This is a genomic window from Candidatus Symbiopectobacterium sp. 'North America' (assembly GCF_015762685.1).
Taxonomy (GTDB): Bacteria; Pseudomonadota; Gammaproteobacteria; order Enterobacterales; family Enterobacteriaceae; genus Symbiopectobacterium.
In genome coordinates this window covers 1-24,249 of record NZ_PEHF01000084.1, presented here as the reverse complement: position 1 = coordinate 24,249, position 24,249 = coordinate 1, and the positions used below count along the sequence as shown (strand labels likewise).

The window sequence follows — 24,249 nt, the reverse complement described above, 5'->3', positions numbered from 1 at the left end:
TGTAGTCCCCGATCAAAAAGGAATTCTCATGTTCAAACGTACTCTGGTTGCTGCGGCCGCCCTGGTTCCACTGACAATGTTTTCATCCTCGGTAATGGTGTCGTCGGCGATCGCAGCCCCTGCCGCCACCACGCGCGTCTTGCTAACCACGTCTGAAGGCAACATCGAGTTAGCGCTAAATAACCAAAAAGCGCCAGTGTCAGTGAAAAACTTCGTCGAGTACGTTAACAGTGGCTTCTACAATGGCACTACCTTTCACCGCGTGATCCCGGGCTTTATGGTTCAAGGTGGCGGTTTTGTGGATGAAATGAAACAAAAAGCCACTAACCCACCGATCAAAAATGAAGCTGACAACGGCTTACGCAACGTGCGTGGCACCATCGCCATGGCGCGTACCGCTGAAAAAGACAGCGCTACTAGTCAGTTTTTTATTAATGTCGCGGATAACGCTTTCCTCGATCACGGTCAGCGTGATTTTGGCTACGCGGTGTTTGGTAAAGTGGTTAAAGGGATGGATGTCGCTGACAAAATCTCTCAGGTGCAAACCACTAACGTTGGGCCCTATCAGAATGTGCCAAGCAAACCGATTGTGATTAAATCGGCCAAAATACTGCCGTAAGCGTGGTCGAGAATTTCTGGAATTGCTATCAAGGCCACATAATGTGGCCTTGATGGTTTCTACGGGTAGTAACTTTAGTTACACGCAGCCGTCGTCAGTACTGCCAGACCTTTTCCCTGACCGGCGAACTGTGCCAGCTTGGCTTTTACGCACTGGGCACTGACTGGTGCATAGCTGTAAGGCAGCGATGGGAAGGTGCCAGTAGACGTTCAATCTTGAGCGTTAACATAAGTTTTGGAATCGCTGGTCCAGGTGATGTTATAAGTGGCGTTTTGAGAAGCGCTGGTGACGTTGTTATCACGCAGAACCCAGGTGCCAAAGTTGGAGCCATCATAGCGTGATGTCACGGGGTTGACGGCATTCTCGAACCAGTTACGTTCGATCAGCGCGAGCCCTTTCTGACGCACGCTTATCCTTGAGCTGGTTATGCCGGAATAAAGGTTGTTATAGGCGTGCACTTGCCCCCCACGCTGCAACGGCAAGCGGGCGTTCACATCGCTGTAAACGTTATGGTGGTAAGTCAGGTTACGGTCCGTATCGCTGCTGCTAGAACCGCTTAATCCTACTTTTTTAATACCGTGGATGTAGTTATAAGATACCGTCACGCTCGTCGATGCTTCCTTGATATCGACGGCAGATTCAAACGTGGTATCGCCATCACTCGCGCCGCCCGGCATATAGCCGAAACGCATATTACGAATCACCACATCGGAAGATTTCACTAACCAGAGACCAAAGTTGGCGGAAGAGCCGTTGGTGCCGAGTATCGTTATCCCTTTCGTGAATTCTTTGATTTCAACCCCGCGTGCGGGCTTGCTCCATTGGCTGCAAATATCGGCAACAGCCGCATTGATCAGTGCATCTTCGTTGCCGTCATAGGTGATCACCAGCGGATACGCACCGGTTTTCACTTTCTTGCCGCTGCTGTCCACGCGCGCCGCTTCAATGATATCAATGATGTCCTGCATGGAATGGGCGGTTTTTTTAACGGCACCAGAGATATCGCCGCCATCGGTGGTCGCATAGCCGCCGGTATTCGCGGCGAACGCGCTTTGTACGGTTAACGTCAGCAGTCCTGCGGTAAATGAAAGTAAGACGTGTTTCATTCCTGTCGTCTCCTGAGGGAGTTATGGTTTTGCTCCGGCATAATGATCCCTATGCCGATGGTAGGCTGTATTTTTGTTTCAATAAAAATGAAAAATAATTTTACTATTTTTCGATATCATTTAAGCAAAAAATGAGAGAAAAACAAATAAAAGGTAATTATTGAGAGCGAAATGGTTTCTTGGCATTTTAATTATTTTCACAGGTTGTTCCTATTTTAATGAAAAGAAAAAAGTTATTTATATTCATGGGGTTGTTTTTTTCTATTGCAGGTGATGAGCCACGTGTGCGGACAATGGCATTTTTTAATTGGACAACTGGCATTAAGCGCAATTCTTTTATCAGCGCCCCTGTGATTTTAATTCTAAAAATTCAATCTAAGTCACATTTTTTTGTATGTCTACTGATATAAATAATTAGTGGTGTTATTAATTTTATGGCTAAGCAATTTTTATTGCATGACGTTTTTTGATTTTTATTAACTCGCTGTTTTGTTTTAAAAAAATAAAAGTGATAACTCATTAATAAATAACTTATCTTCCTTTAGGATTTTGCTGACAGGCGGTGATTTATTTGGTGTCATTCATATAAAATAATTACTTATGGTGTATTTTATCAGTGAAGATTGTGTATTTTCATAATGCTTACAATATTGGTGACCACAAAAATATTACTTTCTTTAGAATAGGATAATATCATCATTGTGATTTTCTAATTGTATTTTTACTCAATATACTAATCATTAGTTAGCCAATCATTATCAGTGCTTAATGGTTTGGCTAATGAAGCTTTGCCTGTGCTCTTGACTCTTCTTTGCATATTTAATACCACCAGATTGCATACATAAGTTTCTTATACACGTTTTTTATCACTTTCTTTGATGAAAAAAAAGGTTTTATTGATTGTTATATCTTTAATGTTGACTATTCAACTGAATGGTTTGAATTCGAATTATATTTTCACTTAAGCAATTTTATACCTATAGTTTTGAAGTTGGTTTATTTTCTAACTTACTATTCTGTTTGTTTAAATCTTAATGGTGGCGTTAATAAAAACACATGAATCGCTATATTTCGCTATAGCGCTGAATGGTTTTTTTTATGAAAATATCGTTATTGAATGAATAATGAGAGGTGAGTTATGGATAAGAAAAATCCTCATGACCATCACGGTCCAGAAAAGCAACATTGTGACGATTACACACCGCCTGGTGAATATCACGATCCTAGAAAGGATTACGGCGATTGTTATCCGTCGCCTAATGGGTATCTTGGCCCTGTTGATGATCCTTGTTACCAGGGGCCTGTCATAACGCCGGCCCATGGTTGACTGGCTTCTCCACAAATCCGAACTGGTTTCGCGGTAAGCAGAGGTTGATTACCGAATGGATGGCCAGCAAGTGAAATGGAGGGGATGAAGAACTTTCCTCTTTACACCAACGGAAATAGTTCTGCGAACCTTATCTGGTTCCCCGGTGAAGGGGGGGCCATTTCCGGATTCAATCCACATCTTTCCAGGGGTGGCATCGCCAGTGCCTGATGATCGGATATTTAGTGGCGGCCAAACGGCGAATAATCGTGACATCGTAAACCTTACCGATGCTGAATTGGAGATGAGGCACGGGGTGAGGTGGCCAAGAACCAACGTTGAATCCGGTCAATATTTAAAAATTATTTGGAATCATACGGTTGTGCATGCCACCCGTGGTTATCGCTATTTCATTACCCGAAATGGCTGGGATCCCACGCGGAGAGCGACACGCGCAGATTTTGAAGACGCTCCCTTTGCCAGCGTTATAAATCGGACTCCGCCTCTGAATACCATGCCGACGCAAACCATCAAATTACCGACAGATAGAACGGGTCATCATATTATTCTCTCGGTATGGATGGTGTCAGACACGGGGGCTGGCTTTTATTCTGCCTTCGACGTTAACTTCGGTGGCGGTGGCGGGACGGAAAATCCGGCACCGTGGTCTCCGAATAGCGTGTTTTATCCTGTGGGCGTTTACGTTTCGCACAACGGGGGGGTTATCGCTGCCGGATCGCTCATACATCCAATAGCGGCTGGGCACCGGGAGTTGCCTTTACCCTTTGGGTTTATGTCAGGTCAATGGTTTAAATCATCGCATTTCACACTACACTTTCAAACCGGGCACTGAGGTGTCCGGTTTTTTGTTATTTATATAAAAAATTGAAAAATAGTAATAAAAAGTTATTCATTGCCTAAGCACCCACAAGCACAGTAGCCTACAGCATCTCTTTTTAGCGTAAACTTCCCCCATGCTACTACTCATCGACAACTACGACTCTTTCACCTACAACCTCTACCAGTACTTTTGTGAACTGGGCGCAGAGGTGGTGGTTAAACGCAACGACGCCCTGACGTTGGCGGACATTGAAGCTCTGGCTCCTACGCATCTGGTGATCTCCCCCGGTCCCTGTACGCCGGATGACGCGGGTATTTCTCTGGCGGCGATTCGCCATTTTGCAGGCAAACTGCCCATTCTGGGCGTGTGTCTCGGCCATCAGGCGATGGGGCAGGCATTTGGTGCGCGCGTGGTGCGGGCGCGCCAGGTGATGCACGGAAAAACCTCGGTAATACAGCACATCGGAAGCGGCGTTTTTAGCGGGTTGGCGCTGCCATTAACGGTGACGCGCTACCACTCTCTGGTGATCGATCCTGCTTCTTTGCCCGCCGAGTTTGACGTCACGGCCTGGACAGAGCGTGAAGGTGAGCGTGATGAAATCATGGGAATACGCCACCGTACCTTGCCGTTAGAAGGGGTGCAGTTTCACCCTGAGAGCATTCTGAGTGAGCAAGGGCATCAATTGTTGCAGAACTTCCTTAATACCTGAGGTTATCAGCATCGATTGCGATAAAACGGACTGTCATAACGCGCTATTTTATAACCTTGCGTATTGATTTTTTATGCATATTTTATGATTATATTTTCACTTTAAGCGGTGTGGACGGAAGCAAATGACAACAAATTCAAAGACGGTAACGCGGGCGACGCATGACAAAGTGATTCTACCCGTATACACACCGGCGCAATTTGTGCCGGTTAAAGGCAAAGGTAGCCGCATATGGGATCAGCAGGGGCGCGAGTATATCGACTTTGCCGGTGGGATTGCGGTAATGGCATTGGGTCATTGCCACCCGGCGCTGGTGGCGGCGCTAAAGCAGCAGGGCGAAACGCTGTGGTACACCAGCAATATCTTCACCAATGAGCCAGCGCTGCGTCTGGCCAGCAAACTGATAGACGCCACCTTTGCCGAGCGCGTGTTCTTTGTTAACTCTGGTGCGGAAGCCAACGAAGCGGCTTTCAAGCTGGCTCGTCACTATGCGATTAAGCGCCACAACCCGTATAAAACCAAAATTATTGCGTTCTACAATGCGTTTCACGGCCGCACCTTGTTCACTGTCTCGGTCGGTGGTCAGGCGAAATACGCCGATGGCTTCGGACCAAAACCAGCCGATATCGTGCACGTACCGTTCAACGATCTGGCCGCAGTAAAAGCGGTGATGGATGACCACACCTGCTCCGTGGTGCTGGAGCCGATTCAGGGCGAGGGGGGCATTACACCGGCCACGCCGGAATTCCTCAAAGGCGTGCGTGAGCTGTGCGATCAGCATCACGCTCTGCTGGTGTTTGATGAAGTGCAAAGCGGCATGGGGCGTTCCGGCAAGTTGTTTACCTACATGCACTATGGCGTGACGCCGGATATTCTCACTACGGCGAAAGCGTTGGACGGCGGTTTCCCCATCAGCGCCATGCTGACCACTGAAGAAGTCGCCTCTGTGATGACCGTCGGCGTACATGGCACCACCTACGGCGGTAACCCGCTGGCTTGTGCGGTGGCTGAAGCAGCATTGGACACCATCAACACCCCGCAGGTGCTTTCCGGTGTACAAGCGCGCCACGAGCGTTTCGTCTAGATTCTTCAGGCGATTAATGAAGAGCACGGTATTTTTGAGCAGATTCGCGGTATGGGCCTGCTGATTGGCGCAGAACTGAAGCCGAAATGGCACGGTCAGGCGGGCAAGTTCCTTGCCGCTGCCGCAGAGCAAGGCGTGATGTTGCTGGTCGCGGGACCTAACGTGGTGCGTTTTGTGCCGTCGCTGGTGATTGATCTGGAAGATATTGATCAGGGCATGGCGCGGTTCGCGCGGCCGGTCGAAGCCGTGGTGAAAGCCGGGTAGCGTAGGCTCGTCAAAAGCACGCTGCGCAGTGCGCAACGTGCTTTTGCCTAAACGGCGCTGGTGATATCAGCGTGTGCCGTACACCACAATAGTTTTGCCGTGTGCCGAGATCAGATTCTGATCTTCCAGCATTTTCAGAATACGGCCTACCGTTTCGCGGGAACAACCAACAATCTGACCAATTTCCTGACGCGTGATCTTGATTTGCATCCCATCCGGGTGCGTCATGGCATCAGGCTGCTTCGCCAGGTTCAACAGTGTCTGCGCGATGCGGCCCGTAACATCCAGGAAGGCCAGATTGCCCACTTTCTGGGAGGTCACCTGAAGGCGACGCGCCATCTGTGAGGAAAGACGCATCAGAATATCCGGGTTGACCTGGATCAGTTGACGGAATTTTTTATAAGAGATTTCAGCGACTTCACAGGCAGTTTTTGCCCGCACCCATGCACTGCGTTCCTGGCCCTCTTCGAACAGGCCCAGTTCCCCAATAAAATCCCCCTGGTTGAGGTAGGAGAGGATCATTTCCTTGCCTTCTTCATCCTTGATCAGCACAGCCACTGAGCCTTTCACGATGTAGTAAAGCGTTTCTGCCTTTTCACCTTGGTGAATCAGCGTGCTCTTCGATGGATACTTGTGAATATGACAATGAGAAAGGAACCATTCAAGAGTCGGGTCTGTCTGCGGTTTGCCGAGAACCATTCGCTGTTATCCTCTGTTGTAATTCACTGCGCAAATTACAGGGTTCAGAGTTCCCTGTATGGCGTATTAACGTGCTAGTAGTAAAAATTCGGTGTTGGCGGACTGACGTCAGGGAATATACTGGCCTCTGTATGGCGACGTCACGACCCGTTCTTACCGTCAGTATAAAACTGAAGGAACGGATTCTATTCCTATTTGTAACACAGCTTGACGAGCCTGTCTCGTGTTGTCTCGCTTCAGCATGATTAAGCTCTAGTTATCGGCAGTTTTTATATATAACAGTGAGTAATTTTCAAATAAATTTGAGGAGTTGTGGATGCAAGCGCGCGTAAAATGGGTCGAAGATCTGACCTTTCTCGGTGAGTCGTCATCCGGGCATCAGATCCTGATGGATGGCAATGCTGGCGATAAAGCTCCCAGTCCGATGGAGATGGTGTTGTTGATGGCGGCAGGAGGCTGTAGCGCCATTGATGTGGTGTCCATTTTGCAAAAGGGTCGCAATACTATTACCGGATGTGAAGTCAAATTATCCTCGACGCGTCGTGAAGAAGCGCCGCGCTTGTTTACCCATATCAACCTGCATTTTGTCGTCACGGGCGTGGGGTTGACGGATAAAGTGGTTGAACGGGCGGTATCGCTGTCGGCGGAGAAGTATTGTTCAGTGGCGCTAATGTTAGAAAAGGCGGTGAAGGTTACTCACAGCCACGAAATCATCGCTGTCGCATAGTTTTCTGGCGGGCTGTGTGTTTTATCTCAGCCCGCGCTACGCCCTTCTGCCAGCCGTTTTACCAACGGTGCTATGATCAGCTCCATGGCGAGTCCCATTTTTCCCCCCGGTACCACCAGCGTATTGATGTGTGAAATAAACGAGCCTTGCAGCATGGCCAGTAGGTAGGGGTAGTCAATATGCTCGACGCCCTGGAAATGGATCACCACAAAGCTCTCGTCCAGCGAAGGGATCGCCTTGGCTGCAAAGGGGTTTGAGGTATCGATAGTCGGTACGCGCTGGAAGTTGATATGAGTGCGAGAAAACTGCGGCGTGATATAGGTGATGTAATCCTCCATGGAACGCACCACTGAATCCATAACGGCTTCACGTGAGTGACCGCGTTCGTTGATATCGCGAACCAGCTTTTGAATCCATTCCAGATTGACGATGGGGACCACGCCGACCAGTAGGTCAACATGCTGGGCAACATCGTACTGGTCGGTGACCACCGCGCCGTGCAGACCCTCATAAAACAGCATATCTGTGGGATGCTGCATCGGCTCCCACGGCGTAAAAGTGCCGGGTACTTGATTGTAGGGGATCGCCTCATCGTAGGTGTGCAGGTATTTGCGCGTTTTTCCGGTACCGTTGCGGCCATATTCGATAAACGCCTGTTCAAGCAGACTGAAATCGTTGGCCTCTGGGCCAAAATAGCTGATATGGCGGCCTAAATCTTTCGCTTTGCGAATCGCCATGTCCATTTCTGGCCGGGTATAACGGTGAAAGCTATCGCCTTCCAGTGAAGCGGCTTTTATCTGCAACTGCTGGAAGATCTTCCTGAACGCGAGGCTGGTCGTGGTGGTGCCTGCTCCACTGGAGCCGGTAACGGCAATGATCGGGTGTTGTTGCGACATGCGGTTGCACTCCGTCGGATTAGGCGTTGGACTAACATGGCTCTCACTGTATAACAGACCCGGTGACGCAAGACGACCCCCCGCGCGTCAGGAAACGATGATTTATCACGTTACGGCGTATTTTCGTTTAGCTGGGTGCGCGGCATGATATTCAGCGTTTCATGCAGCTCTGACCACACCAACACCACGTCTCCCGAGGCAAGCTGTCGGCGAATATCCCTGACTTTTTCCTCCAGTGAACGCTCCTGCTCACCATAATCAGTGCCTTCACGTAACACAAAGGACTCAATAATATTTTGCAGCGTATCGCTATCAAGCTGCTGCCAGGGAATCATCATGTTGTTGCCTCTGTGGTGTCCGCCGATAGAAAGCGCGTGAACCAGGCCGGAATGCGTTGTTCAAGCCACATTTCCGGTTTCAGTAATGTACCGCCGACAAACCCGACGTGCCCGCCGTGCGCTGTCAGTTGGTATTCGATAGTGTCGGGCAGGTGGCTGATATCCGGGATCACCTCGGGTGTCATGAAAGGATCGTCCTGCGCATGGATGATCAGCGTCGGCGTACGAATGGTGGGCAGCAACGCCAGTGCACTGATGGTAGTAGTCGGCAGCATCCTGAAAACCATGAATACGGGCGGTGATCGCATCATCAAACTCACTCAATCCCTTTATACGTTGCAACTGTGCCGGGATAATCGGTAACGAACCCGGATAGCGTGCCAGCTTACGCTGGGCATTCTGCTTTAACTGTCCGACCAGATAGCGCTGATAAATACGGGAAAACCCCTGCTCGATCCTGCGGCTACAGGCGTCGAGATGAAACGGAGCGGAGACTATCGCCGCAGCGGAGAGCAACCGGGCTTATTCCCGTTTAGCCAGCAGGCAAGCCAACATATTGCCGCCCAGAGAAATGCCGATGGCAGCAATTGGTGCTTCGCCTAGCGTATCCCGCATCCAGCGCAGCAGATAGCTGCCATCATCGGTTTCGCCAGAATGGTAGATACGATTCAGACGGTTGGGGCGACCGCTACAGCCGCGAAAATGCATAATCACCGCCAGCCAGCCTTGCTCACGGCACGCTTGTAACAAACCGTGCGCATAGGGGCTGTGGAAGCTGCCTTCCAGACCGTGAAACAGCACTACGCGGGGTTGGCGGCGCTTCGCTCCAGGCCAGATCGACAAAATCGCCGTCAGGCAGATCGAGTTGTTGCCACACCGGCTGCAAACGGACACGGCGGCGAATCAAGCGCGGCAACAGAGTTTGTACATGCGGGTTATCAGCCCCGCGTAACGGGCGAAATGTTGAGGACAACATGGGAATCGAAACGACCTCGGGAAATAATTGTGCGATATTCATCACACTGCGCTAACCCTGCTTGCGCCGCTCAGCGAGCATTGCTGTGTAACAGACAGGCTAACGTTCAGTCAGGTCAATAAATCATACCGTAACGGTGGGGACAAGGGGCAGTCAAAACGTGGAACAGGGCTTATTTTTATCGATGTTGACTTTTCTCTGGGTGGCGGCGATCACACCTGGCCCGAATAACATACTGCTGACGACCTCCGGTGCCAACTTCGGCTTTATGCGATCGCTGTGGCTGATGGTGGGTATCATGCTCGGCATGCAGAGCATTTTACTGCTGGTGGCATTTGGCGTGGGCGGCATGATCCTGCTCTCTCCTTCGTTGCACCTGATACTTAAAGTGCTTGGCAGTCTCTACCTGCTGTGGCTGGCGTGGAAAATTGCGACGGCGGCCTATGAGCGGCTGGAGGCCAGTGCACCGCCGCCGCCGCTGCGACTGTATCAAGGCTGGCTGCTTCAATTTCTGAATCCCAAAGCCTGGCTAATGGCGCTGGGTTCGGTCACAAGTTTCAGTCTGGCGGGCAGCTGCTATAACCATTCGGTGCTGCTGATAAGTTTTGGCATTGTGTTGGTTAATCTGGTTTCAGGCGTTATCTGACTGGGCTTCGGCACGGCGATTGGCCGTTTATTGCGTAGCCGCAAAGCATGGGTGATTTTTAACGTCTCGATGGGGGTGTTAACAGAGGCCTGTGTTCTGTTGATCTGGCACTAGCGGAGCCTGCTCGTCATCCTCGGCGTAGGCCGAGGATCTCTTACAGCAGAAACGCGTTTTGTCTGTGGGAGATTCCCGCCTTCGCGGGAATGACTGAGGGGAGCGGCGTGCTACCTGAGAAAGCGAGAGTTGCCGCTCTCAGTTGGGGCCAACTGTTCTAGCTGCTCTTGCGCGTCCAGCCAGGCCATCTCTGCCTCTTCCTGTTCGCCTTTGAGTTTGGCCTGCTGTTGCAGGCATTCCGTCAGTTCGGTTTTGCGACTTTGGTCGTACAGTTCGCTGTCCGATAAACGCGCTTCGACTTTTGCCAACGCATCGGCGAAGTTCTCCATCTGCTGCTCGTACTGAGCAATCTTTTTACGCAACGGTTGGGTTTGAGTGCGCAGCTCCGCTTCGCGCTGCTTTTGATCTTTGCGTGCCTGTGCGTTGTTGGTTGAGGCGGGCTTATCGACGGATTCAGCAGCGCTGTTTTGGCGCTGCACGTCCGTTAGCCATTGCTGGTAATCCTCCAGATCGCCATCAAACGGCTCCACTTTGCGATCGTGTACCAGATAGAGATCGTCCGTGGTGGATCGGATCAGGTGTCGATCGTGGGAGACCACCACCAGCGCGCCTTCGAAATCGATCAACGCTTCTGTCAGTGCCTGACGCATGTCCAGATCGAGATGGTTGGTCGGTTCATCGAGCAACAGCAGGTTAGGGCGCTGCCACACGATCAATGCCAGCACCAAACGGGCTTTTTCACCGCCTGAGAAACGCTCGGTCACTTCCGTCACTTTGTCGCCTTGAAAACCGAAGCCACCGAGATAATCGCGCAGTTGCTGCTCGGTTTCCCGCTCTGCCAAACGGACCAGATGTTGCAGCGGGGATTCATCCGCACGCAGAAACTCAAGCTGATGCTGGGCGAAATAGCCGAGCTTGACGCCCTTCGCCAGCCCGATTTCGCCATGCAACGGGGCCAGCTCGCCCACTAACAACTTGATCAGCCTCGATTTACCGGCACCGTTGTGCCCTAGCAGGCCAATGCGCGAACCCGGCACCAGATTGAGCTTGATGGATTCCAGAATCAGTTTGTCACCGTAGCCTGCGCTCACCTTCTCCATGCGCAGCAACGGGTTCGGCAGCGACTCTGGCGCACGGAAACTGAAACGGAACGGATTATCGACGTGTGCCAGGGCAATAAGCTCCATGCGCTCCAGCATTTTAATCCGGCTTTGCGCCTGCTTGGCTTTGGTGGCCTGTGCGCGGAAGCGATCGATATAGTGTTGCAAGTGCGCCACGCGCTCTTGCTGATGCTCATACAACGCCTGCTGCTGCGCTAAACGCGTAGCGCGCTGGCGTTCGAACGAGGAGTAATTACCGGTGTATTCGAACAGCGTCTCCTGCTCGATGTACAGGATCTTGTTGACGATAGGATCGAGGAAGTCGCGATCGTGGGAGATCAGTACCAGCGTTCCCGGATAGCTTTTCAGCCATTTCTCCAGCCAGATCACCGCGTCCAGATCGAGGTGGTTGGTCGATTCGTCGAGCAGCAGCAGGTCGGAGCGGTAAATTAGCGCTTGGGCCAGATTAAGGCGCATACGCCATCCGCCGGAAAAATCACGTACCGGCTGCTGCAATTGGGCCTGGGTAAAGCCAAGGCCATCGAGCAGGCTGGCGGCGCACGCCGGAATACTCCAGGCTTGAATCGCATCCAGCTTGCCGTGTGCACGGGCGATGGCGTTACCATCGTTAATGTCGTTGGCGTGCTGAAGTTCAACTTCTTAACTGGCGAAATTCACGATCGCCGTCAATAACATAGTCAATGGCAGGCACATCCAGCGCGGGCGTTTCCTGATTGACCCATGCCAGTGCCCAGTTATTCGGAAACGTGGCGCTGCCGCCATCGGCACCGATCTCGCCTTTTAGCAACGAGAGTAGCGTGGACTTGCCGCAGCCGTTTTTACCGACTAATCCAACCTTCTGGCCTGGATTGATGGTGGCGGTGGCGTTATCAAGCAAAACACGCACGCCACGCCGAATTTGCAAAGCGGAGAAAACAATCATAAAGCGTCACATGTTTAGAGTATGTTAAATTATCACGGTTATCTCGGGACCGCGAACGTCCTGTTTGTCGTATCGTTATCACGCAGCATGGTAGCGGAAAACCGCGCTCATGACGACGCTTTGGAGGGGAATGATGTCGCAGCCACCGAAGATTTTGCTGCTGTATGCCCATCCGGAATCGCAAGACTCGATAGCCAACCGGGTTTTGCTACAACCGGCGCACCAGTTAGCCCATGTTACCGTACACGATCTGTACACTCACTATCCGGACTTTTTTGTTGATATTCACTACGAGCAACAGCTGCTGCGCGAACATCAGGTGATTGTGTTTCAGCATCCACTCTATACCTACAGCTGTCCGGCGCTGCTAAAGGAGTGGTTTGACCGCGTGCTGTCGCGCGGGTTTGCCAATGGTATTGGCGGTAATGCACTGGCGGGCAAATATTGGCGTTCGGTAATCACCACGGGTGAGCCGGAAGAGAGCTATCACCTGGAAGGTAATAACCGCTTCAGTATGGAAGAGGTGCTGCGTCCGTTTGAAATGACGGCGGCCATGTGTCGTATGCATTGGCTACCGCCGCTGATGGTCTATTGGGCGCGCAGATTGCCCGCCGATGTGCTGGCAAGCTATGCCGAGGCGTATAGCGAATGGCTGGCTTCCCCGTTACCCAAAATGGAGGGTGAGTGATGGAGAGCTCCCCCCTGCTGAGTGCGGGCATTCTGTTTTTGTTTGTCGCTGTACTGATGGTACCTATCGCCAGCCGATTGGGCATTGGTGCGGTATTGGGGTATTTGATTGCCGGTATCGCCATTGGTCCTTGGGGGCTGGGCTTTATCCGCGATGTTGACGCTATCCTGCATTTCTCTGAGCTTGGCGTGGTGTTCCTGATGTTTATCATCGGGCTGGAGCTGAATCCGCAAAAGTTATGGACATTACGGCGATCCATCTTCGGGATTGGTGCCGCGCAGGTTGGGTTCAGCGCGGCGGTTCTTGGCGGCTTACTCTACCTGACTGGCTTTTCTTGGCAATCGGCGCTGATTGGTGGCGTTGGGTTGGCAATGTCTTCCACCGCGATGGCGCTGCAATTGATGCGCGAGAAAGGAATGAACCGCAGCGAATCCGGCCAGTTGGGTTTCGCAGTGCTGCTGTTTCAGGACTTGGCAGTCATCCCCACTCTGGCGTTGGTGCCGGTGCTGGCCGGTGTGCAGGGCGAAGTGACCGACTGGAAAGACGTTGCCATCAAGGTCGCGGCCTTTATCGGTATGTTGATCGGTGGACGCTATCTGGTGCGTCCGCTATTCCGCTTTATCGCCGCCTCCGGCGTGCGTGAGGTGTTTACCGCCGCGGCGCTGCTGCTGGTGCTTGGCTCTGCGGTCTTTATGGATGCGCTGGGCTTCTCCATGGCGTTGGGCACCTTTATCGCAGGCGTGTTGCTGGCGGAAAGTGAGTATCGCCACGAGCTGGAAATTTCCATCGAGCCTTTTAAGGGATTGCTGCTCGGACTGTTTTTTATCTCCGTCGGCATGGCACTCGATCTGGGGGTGTTGTTTACCCACATCGACGAAGTATTGCTGGGCGTATTCCTTCTGGTCACGGTGAAGGGCATTGTGCTGTACGTGTTGGCGCGTGTGAACCGGATGCGGCGCTCTGAACGGCTTCAGTTTGCCGGGGTGCTGAGTCAGGGCGGGGAGTTTGCGTTTGTGCTGTTTTCTGCGGCAGCGGCGCACAGGATGCTACAGGGCGAACAGCTTCCGTTGCTGCTGGTCACGGTAACCCTCTCCATGATGACCACGCCGCTGCTGATGCAGGGCATAGACCGCATTCTGGTGCATCGTTATAACGCCACGGAGGAGCATGACGAAAAGCCCTATGTGCAAGATGACGAGCCGCAGGTGATTATCGTCGGGTTTGGGCGTTTTGGGCAGGTTATCGGGCGCTTGCTGATGGCAAACAAAATGCACATCACGGTATTGGAACGTGATATCAGCGCCGTCAGCCTGATGCGCAGCTATGGTTACAAAGTGTATTACGGTGATGCCACTGAAATGGAACTGCTGCGGGCGGCCGGCGCTGAACAGGCGTGCGCGATTGTAATCACCTGTAATGAGCCGGAAGATAACATGGCCATTGTGCACCTGTGCCAAAAGCATTTTCCCAATCTGGAAATTCTGGCGCGCGCGGACGTGTTGAAGCCCATGAATTATTGCAGTCTGGTGTCAAACATTTCGCGCGTGAAACCTTTTCGAGTGCGCTGGAACTGGGGCGTAAAACGTTGACGTCGGTGGGGATGCATCCTCATCAGGCTTATCGGGCACAGCAGCATTTTCGGCGCTTGGATATGCGCATGCTGCGTGAATTGATGCCGATACGTCAGGGAGATGCCGATGTGGCGCAGGTTTCACGCGTCAAGGAAGCGCGGCGGGAGCTGGAAGACATTTTCCAACGAGAAATGCAGCACGAGCGCCGTCGTCTGGATGACTGAGATGAGTACGAATAACATGCGTCGCGTGCAGCGAGGAAGGCAAGATGCAACGTAAACGGTTTATCCCGGGTGCCGTGTGTCCTCAGTGTCAGGCGTAGGATACGCTGGCCGTAGGGCAGGAAGACCAAGTAGATGTGGTCACCTGTGTCAAGTGTGGCTATCGACAGCGGCAGGGCGAGCATATCATCGGCATTTTTCATCCTGATTGATCGGTGGGGCATTTTTTATCCCAGACGGTACATGGGGATTTTTTTCAGCTACAATTTGCGCCAGTTTTGATTTCCAACGGTAGGAGATGTCATGAAAGTTGCAAAAAATCTGGTGGTCAGCCTGGCCTACCAGGTACGTACAGAAGATGGTGTATTGGTTGATGAGTCTCCGGTGAGCGCGCCGTTGGACTACCTGCACGGTCACGGTTCCCTGATTTCTGGCCTGGAAAAAGCGCTTGAAGGGCGCGAAGTGGTTGATAAGTTTGACGTTGCTGTTGGCTCTAACGACGCCTACGGCGAATATGACGAAAACCTGGTGCAACGCGTGCCAAAAGACGTCTTTATGGGAGTTGATGAGCTGCAAGTGGGCATGCGTTTCCTGGCTGACACCGATCAGGGTCAGGTACCGGTTGAAATCACCGAAGTGGAAGATGACCACGTGGTGGTTGACGGTAACCACATGCTGGCAGGCCAAAACCTGAAGTTCAATGTGGAAGTGGTCGCTATCCGTGAAGCCACGGAAGAAGAGATCGCACACGGTCACGTACACGGCGAGCACTATCACCATCATGAGCACGGTGAAGGTTGCTGTGGCGGTCATGGTCACTATCACGAACACGGTAAAGGCGGCTGCGGTTGCCATTGATTTTCGGCGTATGCCCGTGAGGCGTGTCCTCACCGTTACAAACCCGGAGCGCCAGGCGCGGCCGGTTTTTTTCGTGTTACAACCCGCGCCATTAGCACTGAACGTGTTGATTTTACCCGTCTTTCATCGTGTTATTTTCGCATCGCGCTTTCCTGCTTTCTGCCCAACTAGGGATGTTCATCAGATAACCGGTTAAAAGCCTCTGAGGGCTTATTGACACTTATCGGTGCTTTGGCGAACAATATGCGAACGTTCACGAGAACGTTATTTTAATAAAATACACCCTAGAACATCCAGGAAAGAGAACCTCTACCATGACCAACATGAATATCGAGTTACGTGGCCTGACCCCTACATCCTTCATGTGCCTTCATCGTGATGCTGAACTGCCGCGATGCAGAGCCGCTGCGCAAGCGTATCGCGGCTAACACACTATCCTTTTTGGAGAACAAACTATGTCAACGCATGACATGAGTGCCGGTGTGATCAATGCAGACGCCAGTACTGTCACCGCAAGCGGGACATCCAATGCTGAATTGGTCGCCCGTCTTGAACGGATGCCGATCACACGTCAACTGCTGACCATTCGCGTGGTGGTCGGTCTTTCTACCTTTTTTGATGCTTACACCTTACTGGCTATCGCCTTCGCCATGCCACAGCTCGCCGCGGAATGGGGGCTAAGCGCAGCATATATCAGCCTGATTATTGCTGCCAGCTATATTGGGCAACTGTTTGGTGCCGTTTTCTTCGGTTCTCTGGCCGAGAAAATCGGACGATTGGGCGTGTTGAAGATCACCATCATCCTGTTTGTGATCATAGATGCGGCCTGTATGTTTGCCTGGAGTGGGCTGTCGATGATGGTCTTCCGCTTTTTGCAAGGGGTGGGAATTGGTGCGGAAGTGCCCGTGGCGAGCTACTATATCAATGAGTTTGTTGGTGCCAAAAAGCGTGGGCGCTTCTTCCTGCTGTACGAGGTGATTTTCCCCATCGGTATGATGTTTGCAGGAATTGCAGGGTATTTTCTGGTCCCTGTTTATGGCTGGAAGGCCATGTTTATCGTCGGTCTTATTCCATCGATAATCACAGTTCCCCTGCGTTGGTTAATGCCTGAATCGCCGCGTTGGTTAGCCTCGAAAGGCCGTTTGGCCGAAGCCGATAAAGTGGTGAGTAAACTGGAGGACGAGGTGCTGCGTCGCGGGGAAACGTTACCCGAACCAGTCATTCGCACTATAGAGAAAAAAACCGTCGCCAGTGAAGGGTGGCATGAGCTGTTTACCGGCATCTAACGCAAGCACACTTTCACCATTTGGGCGCTGTGGGTGTGTGGCTATATGATCAACAACGGTCTGGTGACCTGGCTGCCTACGCTGTACAAAAGTGTATTCGGATTACCGATTCAAACGGCACTGGCTTACGGTTGGACGACATCGGCGTTTGGGGTGTTAGCTTCGATCGTTTGTGCATTGTCGATTGATAAGGTTGGGCGCAAGGCCTGGTATGCCACTGCTTTCCTGCTGGCGATTGTGCCACTGGTTACCTTGACGGTACTGGGCGCAACCAATCCGTTGCGAATTGTGGTATGTGCCACTGCGGCTTACGCCATACTGCAAACCATTACCTTCTCGCTTTACCTCTATTCTTCAGAGCTTTACCCAACGCGATTGCGTGCGATTGGTACCGGTTTGGGCAGCGTCTGGCTGCGCGCCGGCTCTGCCGTGAGGCCGATCCTGGTTGGGTTTATTGTCGGCAACTTTGGTATTCGCTATGTGTTTTATTGCTTTCGCGCTGATTGCTCTGATAGGGGCGGTCGTAACAATGCGTTATGCCATTGAAACAAAAGGTCAAGTGCTAGATGAGTTGTCACCGTAGCCGAATGCAGGCGGATAAATTCCGAATTGGCGCTCGGAATATGCGTAGCCCATGCTGCGCATATTCCAGCAAGCAGCGCGCACTGTGTTTCACCGTTGAGGTATAAAATGAAATTAGCAAGTTTTAGGGTCGGCCAGAAAGAAACCTATGGTCTAAAGGTAGAAAAGGGAATTGTCGATTTAGGCAAAGGGTTAGGCGCGCTATCCCGATTTGCGGGCATTGATTGAAGACGAGGGTATTGCGGATGCCCGACGTTTTTTGCAGGCCAAGCCTGACTATCAAGAAGATGACGTGGTATTTCTTCCGGTGATAAATAATCCGAGAAAAATTTTCTGTGTCGGAATGAACTATGCGGAGAAACGTGCCGAGTTTGGTGAAATGAATTCGGCCTCTACCTTATTTATTCGCTTTCCAGATTCTCAGGTTGGGCATAATTGCGATGTGGAAAAACCCGCCCAGTCAAACGAATTTGACTATGAAGGGGAACTGGCTGTTATCATCGGAAAACGAGGCAAGGAAATTTCAGCATCTAACGCCTTCTCCTATATTGCCGGATACAGTTGCTATATGGATGGCTCCGTACGCGACTGGCAGCATACCTGGTTTACCGCCGGAAAAAACTGGCAAAATACCGGTGCGTTTGGTCTTTGGCTGGTGACCTGCGATGATGTGCCGGAACCACAAAACCTGCATATAGAAACCCGGCTTAATGGCAACAGAGTGCAGAATGACACCACTGCCAGTATGATCCATCCCATTGAAGAGCTGATTGAATATATCAGTACCTTCAGCGAATTATCCCCCGGCGATGTCATTATTACTAGCTCCCCGGGTGGTGTGGGAAAAAAACGCACACCGCCGCTGTTTTTGCATGAAGGCGATATCGTTGAAGTTGAAATTGAACATATTGGCTGTTTGCATAACTGCATTACCACCCGAAAACGGGCTTGCAGCGCAGCGTAACGGCGCTCATTAAAAAAACAATATCACTATTAATGCTTAGCCGGATAAATACGGTGACATGCCTGTTATCCAGTTTGTCTATTTTAGCTCGCGTTCATCTTTAGCATCAGTGACGGAAGACATTATTATCAGGAGGAAAGAATGCTTCAAATCAGCATCGCAAAGAAACTCTATGGCGGTTTTTTTATCGTCTTATCATTAATAATTTTTGCTGTGTTCTTCAGTGCATTACGTTTTTCTGAGATTCGTGATTTATATACCAAGACGGCATTGGTCTCTGAGATAAACCATTATCTAGATCAGTCAAAAATTGCCCGAGTGAAACTCTTTTATACGTTGGATGAAAAGAACGCCAGCAATATGATGAAATATGTTTCCCAGATAATTGCTCAGCAGGAAAAAGCGCGCCAATTGCGTTGGCAAGAAAGCGATGTGCAGCATTTCCAACGCCTGAGCGAACAACTGACGCAATATCAACATGAATTGGAGGAGATCGCGCTCGCCGTGTCTGCGTTGCGTGGGCAGAAGCAGGTCCTTCCCGCCGGGGAGAACATACAGAATACCGCACAGTGGCAACGCCTCAAGGCGGCCGATACGCAGTCCATTAAAACGGGGTTTGCTGTTACTGATACCTTTAACCGTATCGCGAGCCAGCTTGATGAGAAAAACCAGCATGTTATCAACCGCTCAGTCGCGGAAATCGTTGTTATCGGGATTTGCGCCGTTTTGCTGGGAATGTTGATCGCCGTATCGGTGACTCGCCTGATAGCGAAATCGATACGCGGCAACCTTGAACTGGCGCAGCGCATTGCACAAGGCGATCTCTCTGTAGTGGTAGGTCAGGTTCGTCGTGACGAACTGGGGATGTTGACACATGCCATGATGGAGATGACGCGAAAACTGTGCGGACTGATGGTGGATATTCGAGACAGTGCGCATCAGGTGGCGACGGCCTCTTCCGCCATTGCCGACGGTAACCGTAATTTGTTCTCACGTACCGATCAACAGGCGGCAGCAATGGTGAAAACCGCTGCCAGCATGGAGGAGCTGACCGCGACGGTGACCAACAATGCGGATAACGCGCGGCACGCTGGACAGCTGACGCGTCAGGCATCGGGCAACGCCAACCGGGGCGGTGAGATCATTAAGCAGGTGGTGACAACGATGTCGGATATTACCGGCAGCTCGCGGAAAATCGCGGATATCACGTCGGTCATCAACAGCATTGCTTTTCAAACCAACATATTGGCACTGAATGCGGCGGTGGAAGCGGCACGGGCCGGAGAACAGGGGCGTGGTTTTGCCGTGGTCGCCAGCGAAGTGCGTAATCTGGCGCAGCGCAGTTCACAAGCGGCCAGAGAGATTGAAGCCTTGATTGCAGAGTCCGTGATGCGAGTGGATGAAGGTTCTGTGCTGGTAGAAAAAGCGGGGAGTGCCATGCATGACATTGTTACGTCAATTGGCGCAGCCGATCGCATCATGAACGATATTTCGGTGGCGTCAGACGAGCAGAGTCGCGGTATTGCGCAAATTGGTGATGCCGTGACGGACATGGATCGTACCATTCAGGAAAATGCAACGATGGTCAGTGATTCCACCTCAGCGGCTTTAGCATTGGAAGCGCAGGTCGCACGGCTTGCCTCACTGATTGCAGTATTCCGTTTGCCTGGAAACGATATATGCGAGCCAGAGACCGCACAGCGGCCAGCCCGTTTTGCGGCTTTGCCCGTTCAGGTAACGCAGGGCGGTAGGTGTTATTCAACCTGAAGCGTGCGCATGAGCGGGCTGCGTTGGCCCGCTCATGCATAAGTGATTACCTGAGCGGTGCGCTGGAACTGCGTGGAATAAGACTTGGCATCACGCGCCGAATGGTATCGACAGGTTCGGTGCTAGCCAGTAGCAATTCAACAGCAATTGAGGCAACGTGGTCGAACGGAATATGCACCGAAGTGAGCGGAACCGGCAAACGGGCGGACAGTGGAATATCGTTATAGCCGACCAGTGATAAATCCTGACCTATTGCCAGTCCCAATCGATGGGCCGCCGCCATCACGCCGAAGGCCAAATCGTCGTTGATGGCGAAAATGGCCGTGGGCCTGCGTGCTCCACTCAGCAGCGCCATCCCTTCACTTTCCCCTGACTCAATGCTGAAACCGGATTCCCGAATCCAGGCGGGATTGGGGGTGAGTCCGGCCTCGCGCATTGCACGATGGAATCCTTCCCGGCGATAGGTCGCACCGGAAGAAAAGCTGGGTCCCGCGACCATGCCGATATCGCAGTGCCCGAGATCGATCAGATGCCGGGTTGCCAGATAGCCCCCCTGCTCATCGTCACCAATGGCAGAGCGGCTGACACCGTCGGTACGCAGCGCCAGAACGTGAGCAACATTTTGCTGACGCAGTTCCGCCGGCAAATGGTCATCCAGTCGGCTGGTGGCCAGAATCAGCCCATCAACACGCCGATCGAGCAGGGAGGCTGCCGCCTGTTTTTCTTGCACCGGATCGTCGCCGCAGGTCGCAACAATCGCGAAATAACCGTAGCGTTCTGCTACGCGGCAGATGGCCTCATACAATAGCGCCATCAACATATCGCTCAGACGCGGCACCAGTACGCCGATGGTGCCCGTACCGCCACGACGCAGGCTGGAGGCCATGATGTCGCGCCGGTAACCCAATTCTTGTGCAACTTGACGTACACGTTCCGCTGCTTTGCTGCGTGACGGAGGTAAACGTTCATCCAGAACGCGGGAAACGGTGGAAACGCTCACCCCGGCTGCCGTGGCGACATCCTGTAAGGTGACGGGCTTGCTTCCTAACTTACGGCTTGAACCGTTGGGCGGAAAGGTATTAGGGTCCATGTAATCCCTTGATTTTTATTTTTAAAAAAAGGCATAGTCTGTTGCCAATGACATCCGCGCGGCGTTTACGAATTTATTATGTAATGGTTCCCAGGCTTTGGCTACACCTCGGAATTTTAAATCTGCGCCACGGCAGGATAATCAGGGATTACTATGCAAAAGCATACAATAATGCGCAACATATACGTTTGATTGCGCTAACAAGCGTGGGAAGTTAGATGCCATTTGGATCGACAATACGCCCGCCGTTCACGGTATGAAGTCGGGCGTATTCGTCATGTCAGCGTCGGTGTGGTGGTATTAGCCAACGAATGACAGTTCAGCAGCGCGAATAGCGGCTTTGATTTCCTCTTCTGCACCAGGTTCCAATGGCAGCAGCGGAGAACGCACTGTGGCGTGGTCCAGAATGCCACGCGCCACAAGCGCATGTTTCAGTGCCACGGTACCTTCCATGTGCGAACCACGGTGATACACGCTTTTGGTCACGGGCAGCAGGCGGTCATGGATCTCACGGGCTTTTTTGTAATCCTTCGCCTTGCCGGCTTTGATCATCTCTACCAGCAGTTCCGGCGCAATGTTGCCATAGCCCACCAGGAAACCGTCTACATCAAAGGCAGTCGACAGCAGATATTCGTCATGGCAGCTCAGGATTTGCAGGTCTGGACGCTCACGACGGATTACTGGGATCTCCGTGTCCCAGCGACGCATATTGCGCACGCCGTTCTTCATGGCAAACACACCGGGTTGAGCCAAAATTTCCAGCAACGTTTCCAGGTTATAGGTGCACTTGGTGGCATCGGGATACTGGAACAGGATCAGCGGTAGGCCACTTTCTTCATAGACCTGGCGGTATTTATCCTGTGGTGCCCCTTTCTGATAGCCAAAACGCAGCCAGCCGTGAGAAGGATACAGCAGGCCCGCAGAGGCCCCCGCGCTGACGGCGCGCTTGGCTTCTTCGGCTGCCACTTCGGTGCCTTCGAGCGTGATACCCGCGATGATTGGAATGGCGCCGTTCACCGATTCAGCAAAAGCTTCAATCACTTTCATCTGCTCGCTCTGAGACATAAAGGTGCCTTCCCCTGCGTGGCCCAATACGGTCAGACTTTTAACGCCATCGATGCTGGCAAGCCAGGCACCCAGTTTTTTACACGCGGCGTAATCCACGGAACCATCGCGGTTGAACGGTGTGACAGGGGCAGGGTTCAGGCCACGTAAATCGATATTAATTTTGGTCATGATGTTCTCTTTTTAGTGTCATCGGAAAAATGAAAGAACGAATAATAACACTCTCGGGAACGTTTGCATTTTTGGTTTTTCTGAAGGGACTGTCAAGAGCGATTTGCTGTAAGGATTTTTGTATAACGGTAGGATTTTTTAGTTTATATGATTTAAATCAATTGATTGTTTGTTTTTCTCTCGTGCGGAAAACCGTGTGTAATGCCTGAGATGATGTGATAAATATGATCTGGCGCAACCGTAGAGGTACGGATGCGCCAGCGTTATCGGCTAATAGTGTGGCGGTGGCGTCTCTTCGGATTGCGAGGCGAGAAGAGAAGGGGACGTTGCTTTTAATTTTTCCACTAACAGGCGCAGGTGCTCACGGATTTTCGCCATTTCCAATTCATGTTGGACCACCGTCTGATTCAACTCATCAATGGTGAGCTCCTGAAAAGCCAGCTTGCTTTCAAGTATTTCAATACGTTGCTCGAGTTGCGTATGGGGCATTACGATTCCTCTGTATTTTGTCGTATCTAGCCGAATATTCGGAACCTCCGGACATCGACGAGGTCGGAAAATGGGCCTATGAATAATTCAGGGAATTTTATCAAAGGATTGTTGTGTGTGTCGTTGTGTTGTCTCGATACCCACAGTTATAGTAGTCGCGCATTTACGATTAATGTTTCTGGAGCCTGTCGTTCCAGACCGGGAGATGATAGATGAGATCACTATTTAAAGTAACGCTGTTAGCGACGACGATGGCACTGACGCTGAATGCCAACCTGGTAATGGCAGCAGAAGCGGCCAAAGCGTCCGATGCGGCCCCAGCGGCAAAATTCAAGAGCGATGAGGATGCCGCCGCTTATTCACTGTGTGCTTCCTTGAGGCGTTACATAGATAACCCATTGAAAGAGCAAAAAACTTGGTATCACCTTAAATAAAGACCAGTTGATTGCTGGCGTTCAGGACGCGTTCGCTGACAAGAGCAAGCTGAGCGACGAAGAGATTGAGAAGACCCTGCAAGGTTTCGAAACGCGCGTGAAAACCGCAGCAGAAGCGAAAATGAAGCAGGATGCTAAAGAAAGCGCTGAAAAAGGCACTAAATTCCGTGATGCATTTGCCAAAGAAAAAGGCGTGAAGAAAACGGAATCTGGTCTGCTGTATCAGGTAGAGAAAGAGGGGACGGGCTCAGCGCCGAAAGAGAGCGATACCGTAATGGTTAACTACAAAGGTACGCTGGTTGACGGTAGCGAGTTTGATAACTCTTACAAACGTGGCGAACCGCTCTCCTTCCGTCTTGACGGTGTTATCCCAGGTTGGCCTGAAGGACTGAAGCAGGTTAAAAAAGGCGCGAAAATCAAACTGGTTATTCCGCCAGAGTTAGCTTACGGCGAAAATGGCGTTCCGGGCATTCCGGCGAACTCCACGCTGGTGTTTGAAGTGGAACTGCTGGATATCAAGGCAGACGCTGATGCCAAACCGGCCGCTAAAGCAGAAAAACCTGCTGCCGAGAAAAGCGCTAAATAACTCGCGCTAGCGTTATAGCTGATTCAGCCGTGGGGTAACCCGCGGCTAATGAGATGGTCACCCCCACCCTGTAGCGGTACGCTGACAGGGTGTTTTTCTTTCAGGAGAG

Annotated in this window: 15 protein-coding genes and 9 pseudogenes; 15 read left to right on the top strand and 9 right to left on the bottom strand. The window is 51.6% G+C overall.

What is annotated here, in order from left to right; translation table 11 throughout:
* Positions 1-28: 28 nt before the first annotated feature.
* Positions 29-619, top strand: a complete 591-nt coding sequence (ppiA, locus tag CS369_RS17330; protein WP_196908064.1) for a peptidylprolyl isomerase A — start codon at positions 29-31, stop codon at positions 617-619.
* A 74-nt stretch (positions 620-693) separates the two neighbouring features.
* Here ppiA and CS369_RS17325 read toward each other — a convergent pair.
* Positions 694-1,725 (bottom strand): annotated as a pseudogene (locus CS369_RS17325) (pectate lyase).
* 1,472 nt (positions 1,726-3,197) lie between these two features.
* On the opposite strand from CS369_RS17325, the gene CS369_RS25285 reads away from it, so the two are divergent.
* The 3 genes and pseudogenes from CS369_RS25285 (at position 3,198) to CS369_RS17310 (ending at position 5,929) form a co-directional block, all read left to right on the top strand.
* Positions 3,198-3,884: a lytic polysaccharide monooxygenase gene (locus tag CS369_RS25285; RefSeq protein WP_374191078.1), complete on the top strand. Its 687-nt coding sequence runs from the start codon at positions 3,198-3,200 to the stop codon at positions 3,882-3,884.
* 121 nt (positions 3,885-4,005) lie between these two features.
* Positions 4,006-4,581 carry an aminodeoxychorismate synthase component II gene (locus tag CS369_RS17315; protein ID WP_196908062.1) on the top strand — a complete coding sequence of 192 codons (576 nt, stop codon included), beginning with the start codon at positions 4,006-4,008 and terminating at the stop codon, positions 4,579-4,581.
* A 124-nt stretch (positions 4,582-4,705) separates the two neighbouring features.
* A pseudogene (locus CS369_RS17310) lies at positions 4,706-5,929 on the top strand (aspartate aminotransferase family protein).
* A gap of 66 nt (positions 5,930-5,995) precedes the next feature.
* Here CS369_RS17310 and crp read toward each other — a convergent pair.
* Complete coding sequence (gene crp / locus CS369_RS17305) at positions 5,996-6,628, bottom strand: cAMP-activated global transcriptional regulator CRP (protein WP_012764006.1); 633 nt, start codon at positions 6,626-6,628, stop codon at positions 5,996-5,998.
* Between the two features lie 316 nt (positions 6,629-6,944).
* Between crp and CS369_RS17300 the strand changes: the two genes are divergently transcribed.
* Positions 6,945-7,355 (top strand): OsmC family protein, encoded by a 411-nt coding sequence (locus tag CS369_RS17300; RefSeq protein ID WP_196908061.1) that lies wholly within the window; start codon positions 6,945-6,947, stop codon positions 7,353-7,355.
* Between the two features lie 26 nt (positions 7,356-7,381).
* Here the strand turns inward: CS369_RS17300 and CS369_RS17295 are convergent, their stop codons facing one another.
* The 3 genes and pseudogenes from CS369_RS17295 to CS369_RS17285 all read right to left on the bottom strand — a co-directional run bounded on the left by CS369_RS17295 (position 7,382) and on the right by CS369_RS17285 (position 9,562).
* Positions 7,382-8,251, bottom strand: coding sequence for a phosphoribulokinase (locus tag CS369_RS17295; protein ID WP_196908060.1), 870 nt, complete (start codon positions 8,249-8,251; stop codon positions 7,382-7,384).
* Between the two features lie 110 nt (positions 8,252-8,361).
* Positions 8,362-8,589, bottom strand: coding sequence for a YheU family protein (locus CS369_RS17290; RefSeq protein WP_196908059.1), 228 nt, complete (start codon positions 8,587-8,589; stop codon positions 8,362-8,364).
* Positions 8,586-9,562 (bottom strand): annotated as a pseudogene (locus CS369_RS17285) (hydrolase). Before CS369_RS17285 ends, CS369_RS17290 begins: the two are co-directional and overlap by 4 nt.
* Positions 9,563-9,725: 163 nt before the next feature.
* Between CS369_RS17285 and CS369_RS17280 the strand changes: the two are divergent.
* Positions 9,726-10,325: pseudogene (locus CS369_RS17280) on the top strand (LysE family translocator).
* A gap of 110 nt (positions 10,326-10,435) precedes the next feature.
* On the opposite strand, the pseudogene CS369_RS17275 reads toward CS369_RS17280, so the two are convergent.
* Positions 10,436-12,368, bottom strand: a pseudogene (locus CS369_RS17275) (ABC transporter ATP-binding protein).
* 133 nt (positions 12,369-12,501) lie between these two features.
* On the opposite strand from CS369_RS17275, the gene kefG reads away from it, so the two are divergent.
* The 8 genes and pseudogenes from kefG (at position 12,502) to CS369_RS17245 (ending at position 20,305) form a co-directional block, all read left to right on the top strand.
* Positions 12,502-13,056 (top strand): glutathione-regulated potassium-efflux system ancillary protein KefG, encoded by a 555-nt coding sequence (gene kefG / locus CS369_RS17270; protein WP_196908168.1) that lies wholly within the window; start codon positions 12,502-12,504, stop codon positions 13,054-13,056.
* Positions 13,056-14,851: pseudogene (gene kefB / locus CS369_RS17265) on the top strand (glutathione-regulated potassium-efflux system protein KefB). Before kefG ends, kefB begins: the two are co-directional and overlap by 1 nt.
* A 44-nt stretch (positions 14,852-14,895) precedes the next feature.
* Positions 14,896-15,060: pseudogene (locus CS369_RS23965) on the top strand (YheV family putative zinc ribbon protein).
* 91 nt (positions 15,061-15,151) lie between these two features.
* Entirely contained in the window at positions 15,152-15,706 is a 555-nt protein-coding gene (slyD, locus tag CS369_RS17260; RefSeq protein ID WP_196908058.1) for a peptidylprolyl isomerase, read from the top strand.
* Positions 15,707-16,161: 455 nt separating this feature from the next.
* Positions 16,162-16,992 carry an MFS transporter gene (locus tag CS369_RS25280; RefSeq protein WP_244665073.1) on the top strand — a complete coding sequence of 277 codons (831 nt, stop codon included), beginning with the start codon at positions 16,162-16,164 and terminating at the stop codon, positions 16,990-16,992.
* Positions 16,993-17,025: 33 nt separating this feature from the next.
* Positions 17,026-17,538: a hypothetical protein gene (locus CS369_RS25275; protein ID WP_244665072.1), complete on the top strand. Its 513-nt coding sequence runs from the start codon at positions 17,026-17,028 to the stop codon at positions 17,536-17,538.
* A 144-nt stretch (positions 17,539-17,682) separates the two neighbouring features.
* Positions 17,683-18,538, top strand: a pseudogene (locus tag CS369_RS17250) (fumarylacetoacetate hydrolase family protein).
* A gap of 141 nt (positions 18,539-18,679) precedes the next feature.
* On the top strand, positions 18,680-20,305 hold the full coding sequence (locus CS369_RS17245) for a methyl-accepting chemotaxis protein (protein ID WP_196908057.1): 1,626 nt from the start codon (positions 18,680-18,682) through the stop codon (positions 20,303-20,305).
* Between the two features lie 46 nt (positions 20,306-20,351).
* Here CS369_RS17245 and CS369_RS17240 read toward each other — a convergent pair whose 3' ends face one another.
* From CS369_RS17240 to CS369_RS17230, 3 genes are all read right to left on the bottom strand, one after another.
* A complete protein-coding gene (locus CS369_RS17240; RefSeq protein ID WP_196908056.1) occupies positions 20,352-21,395 on the bottom strand; it encodes a LacI family DNA-binding transcriptional regulator in 1,044 nt (347 codons plus the stop codon).
* A 300-nt stretch (positions 21,396-21,695) separates the two neighbouring features.
* Positions 21,696-22,631 carry a dihydrodipicolinate synthase family protein gene (locus CS369_RS17235; RefSeq protein ID WP_196908055.1) on the bottom strand — a complete coding sequence of 312 codons (936 nt, stop codon included), beginning with the start codon at positions 22,629-22,631 and terminating at the stop codon, positions 21,696-21,698.
* A gap of 270 nt (positions 22,632-22,901) precedes the next feature.
* The gene (locus CS369_RS17230) at positions 22,902-23,120 is read right to left on the bottom strand and encodes a protein SlyX (protein ID WP_196908054.1); all 219 of its coding nucleotides are present in this window, start codon (positions 23,118-23,120) and stop codon (positions 22,902-22,904) included.
* A gap of 212 nt (positions 23,121-23,332) precedes the next feature.
* On the opposite strand from CS369_RS17230, the pseudogene fkpA reads away from it, so the two are divergent.
* Positions 23,333-24,140 (top strand): annotated as a pseudogene (fkpA, locus tag CS369_RS17225) (FKBP-type peptidyl-prolyl cis-trans isomerase).
* The last annotated feature ends 109 nt before the right edge of the window (positions 24,141-24,249 follow it).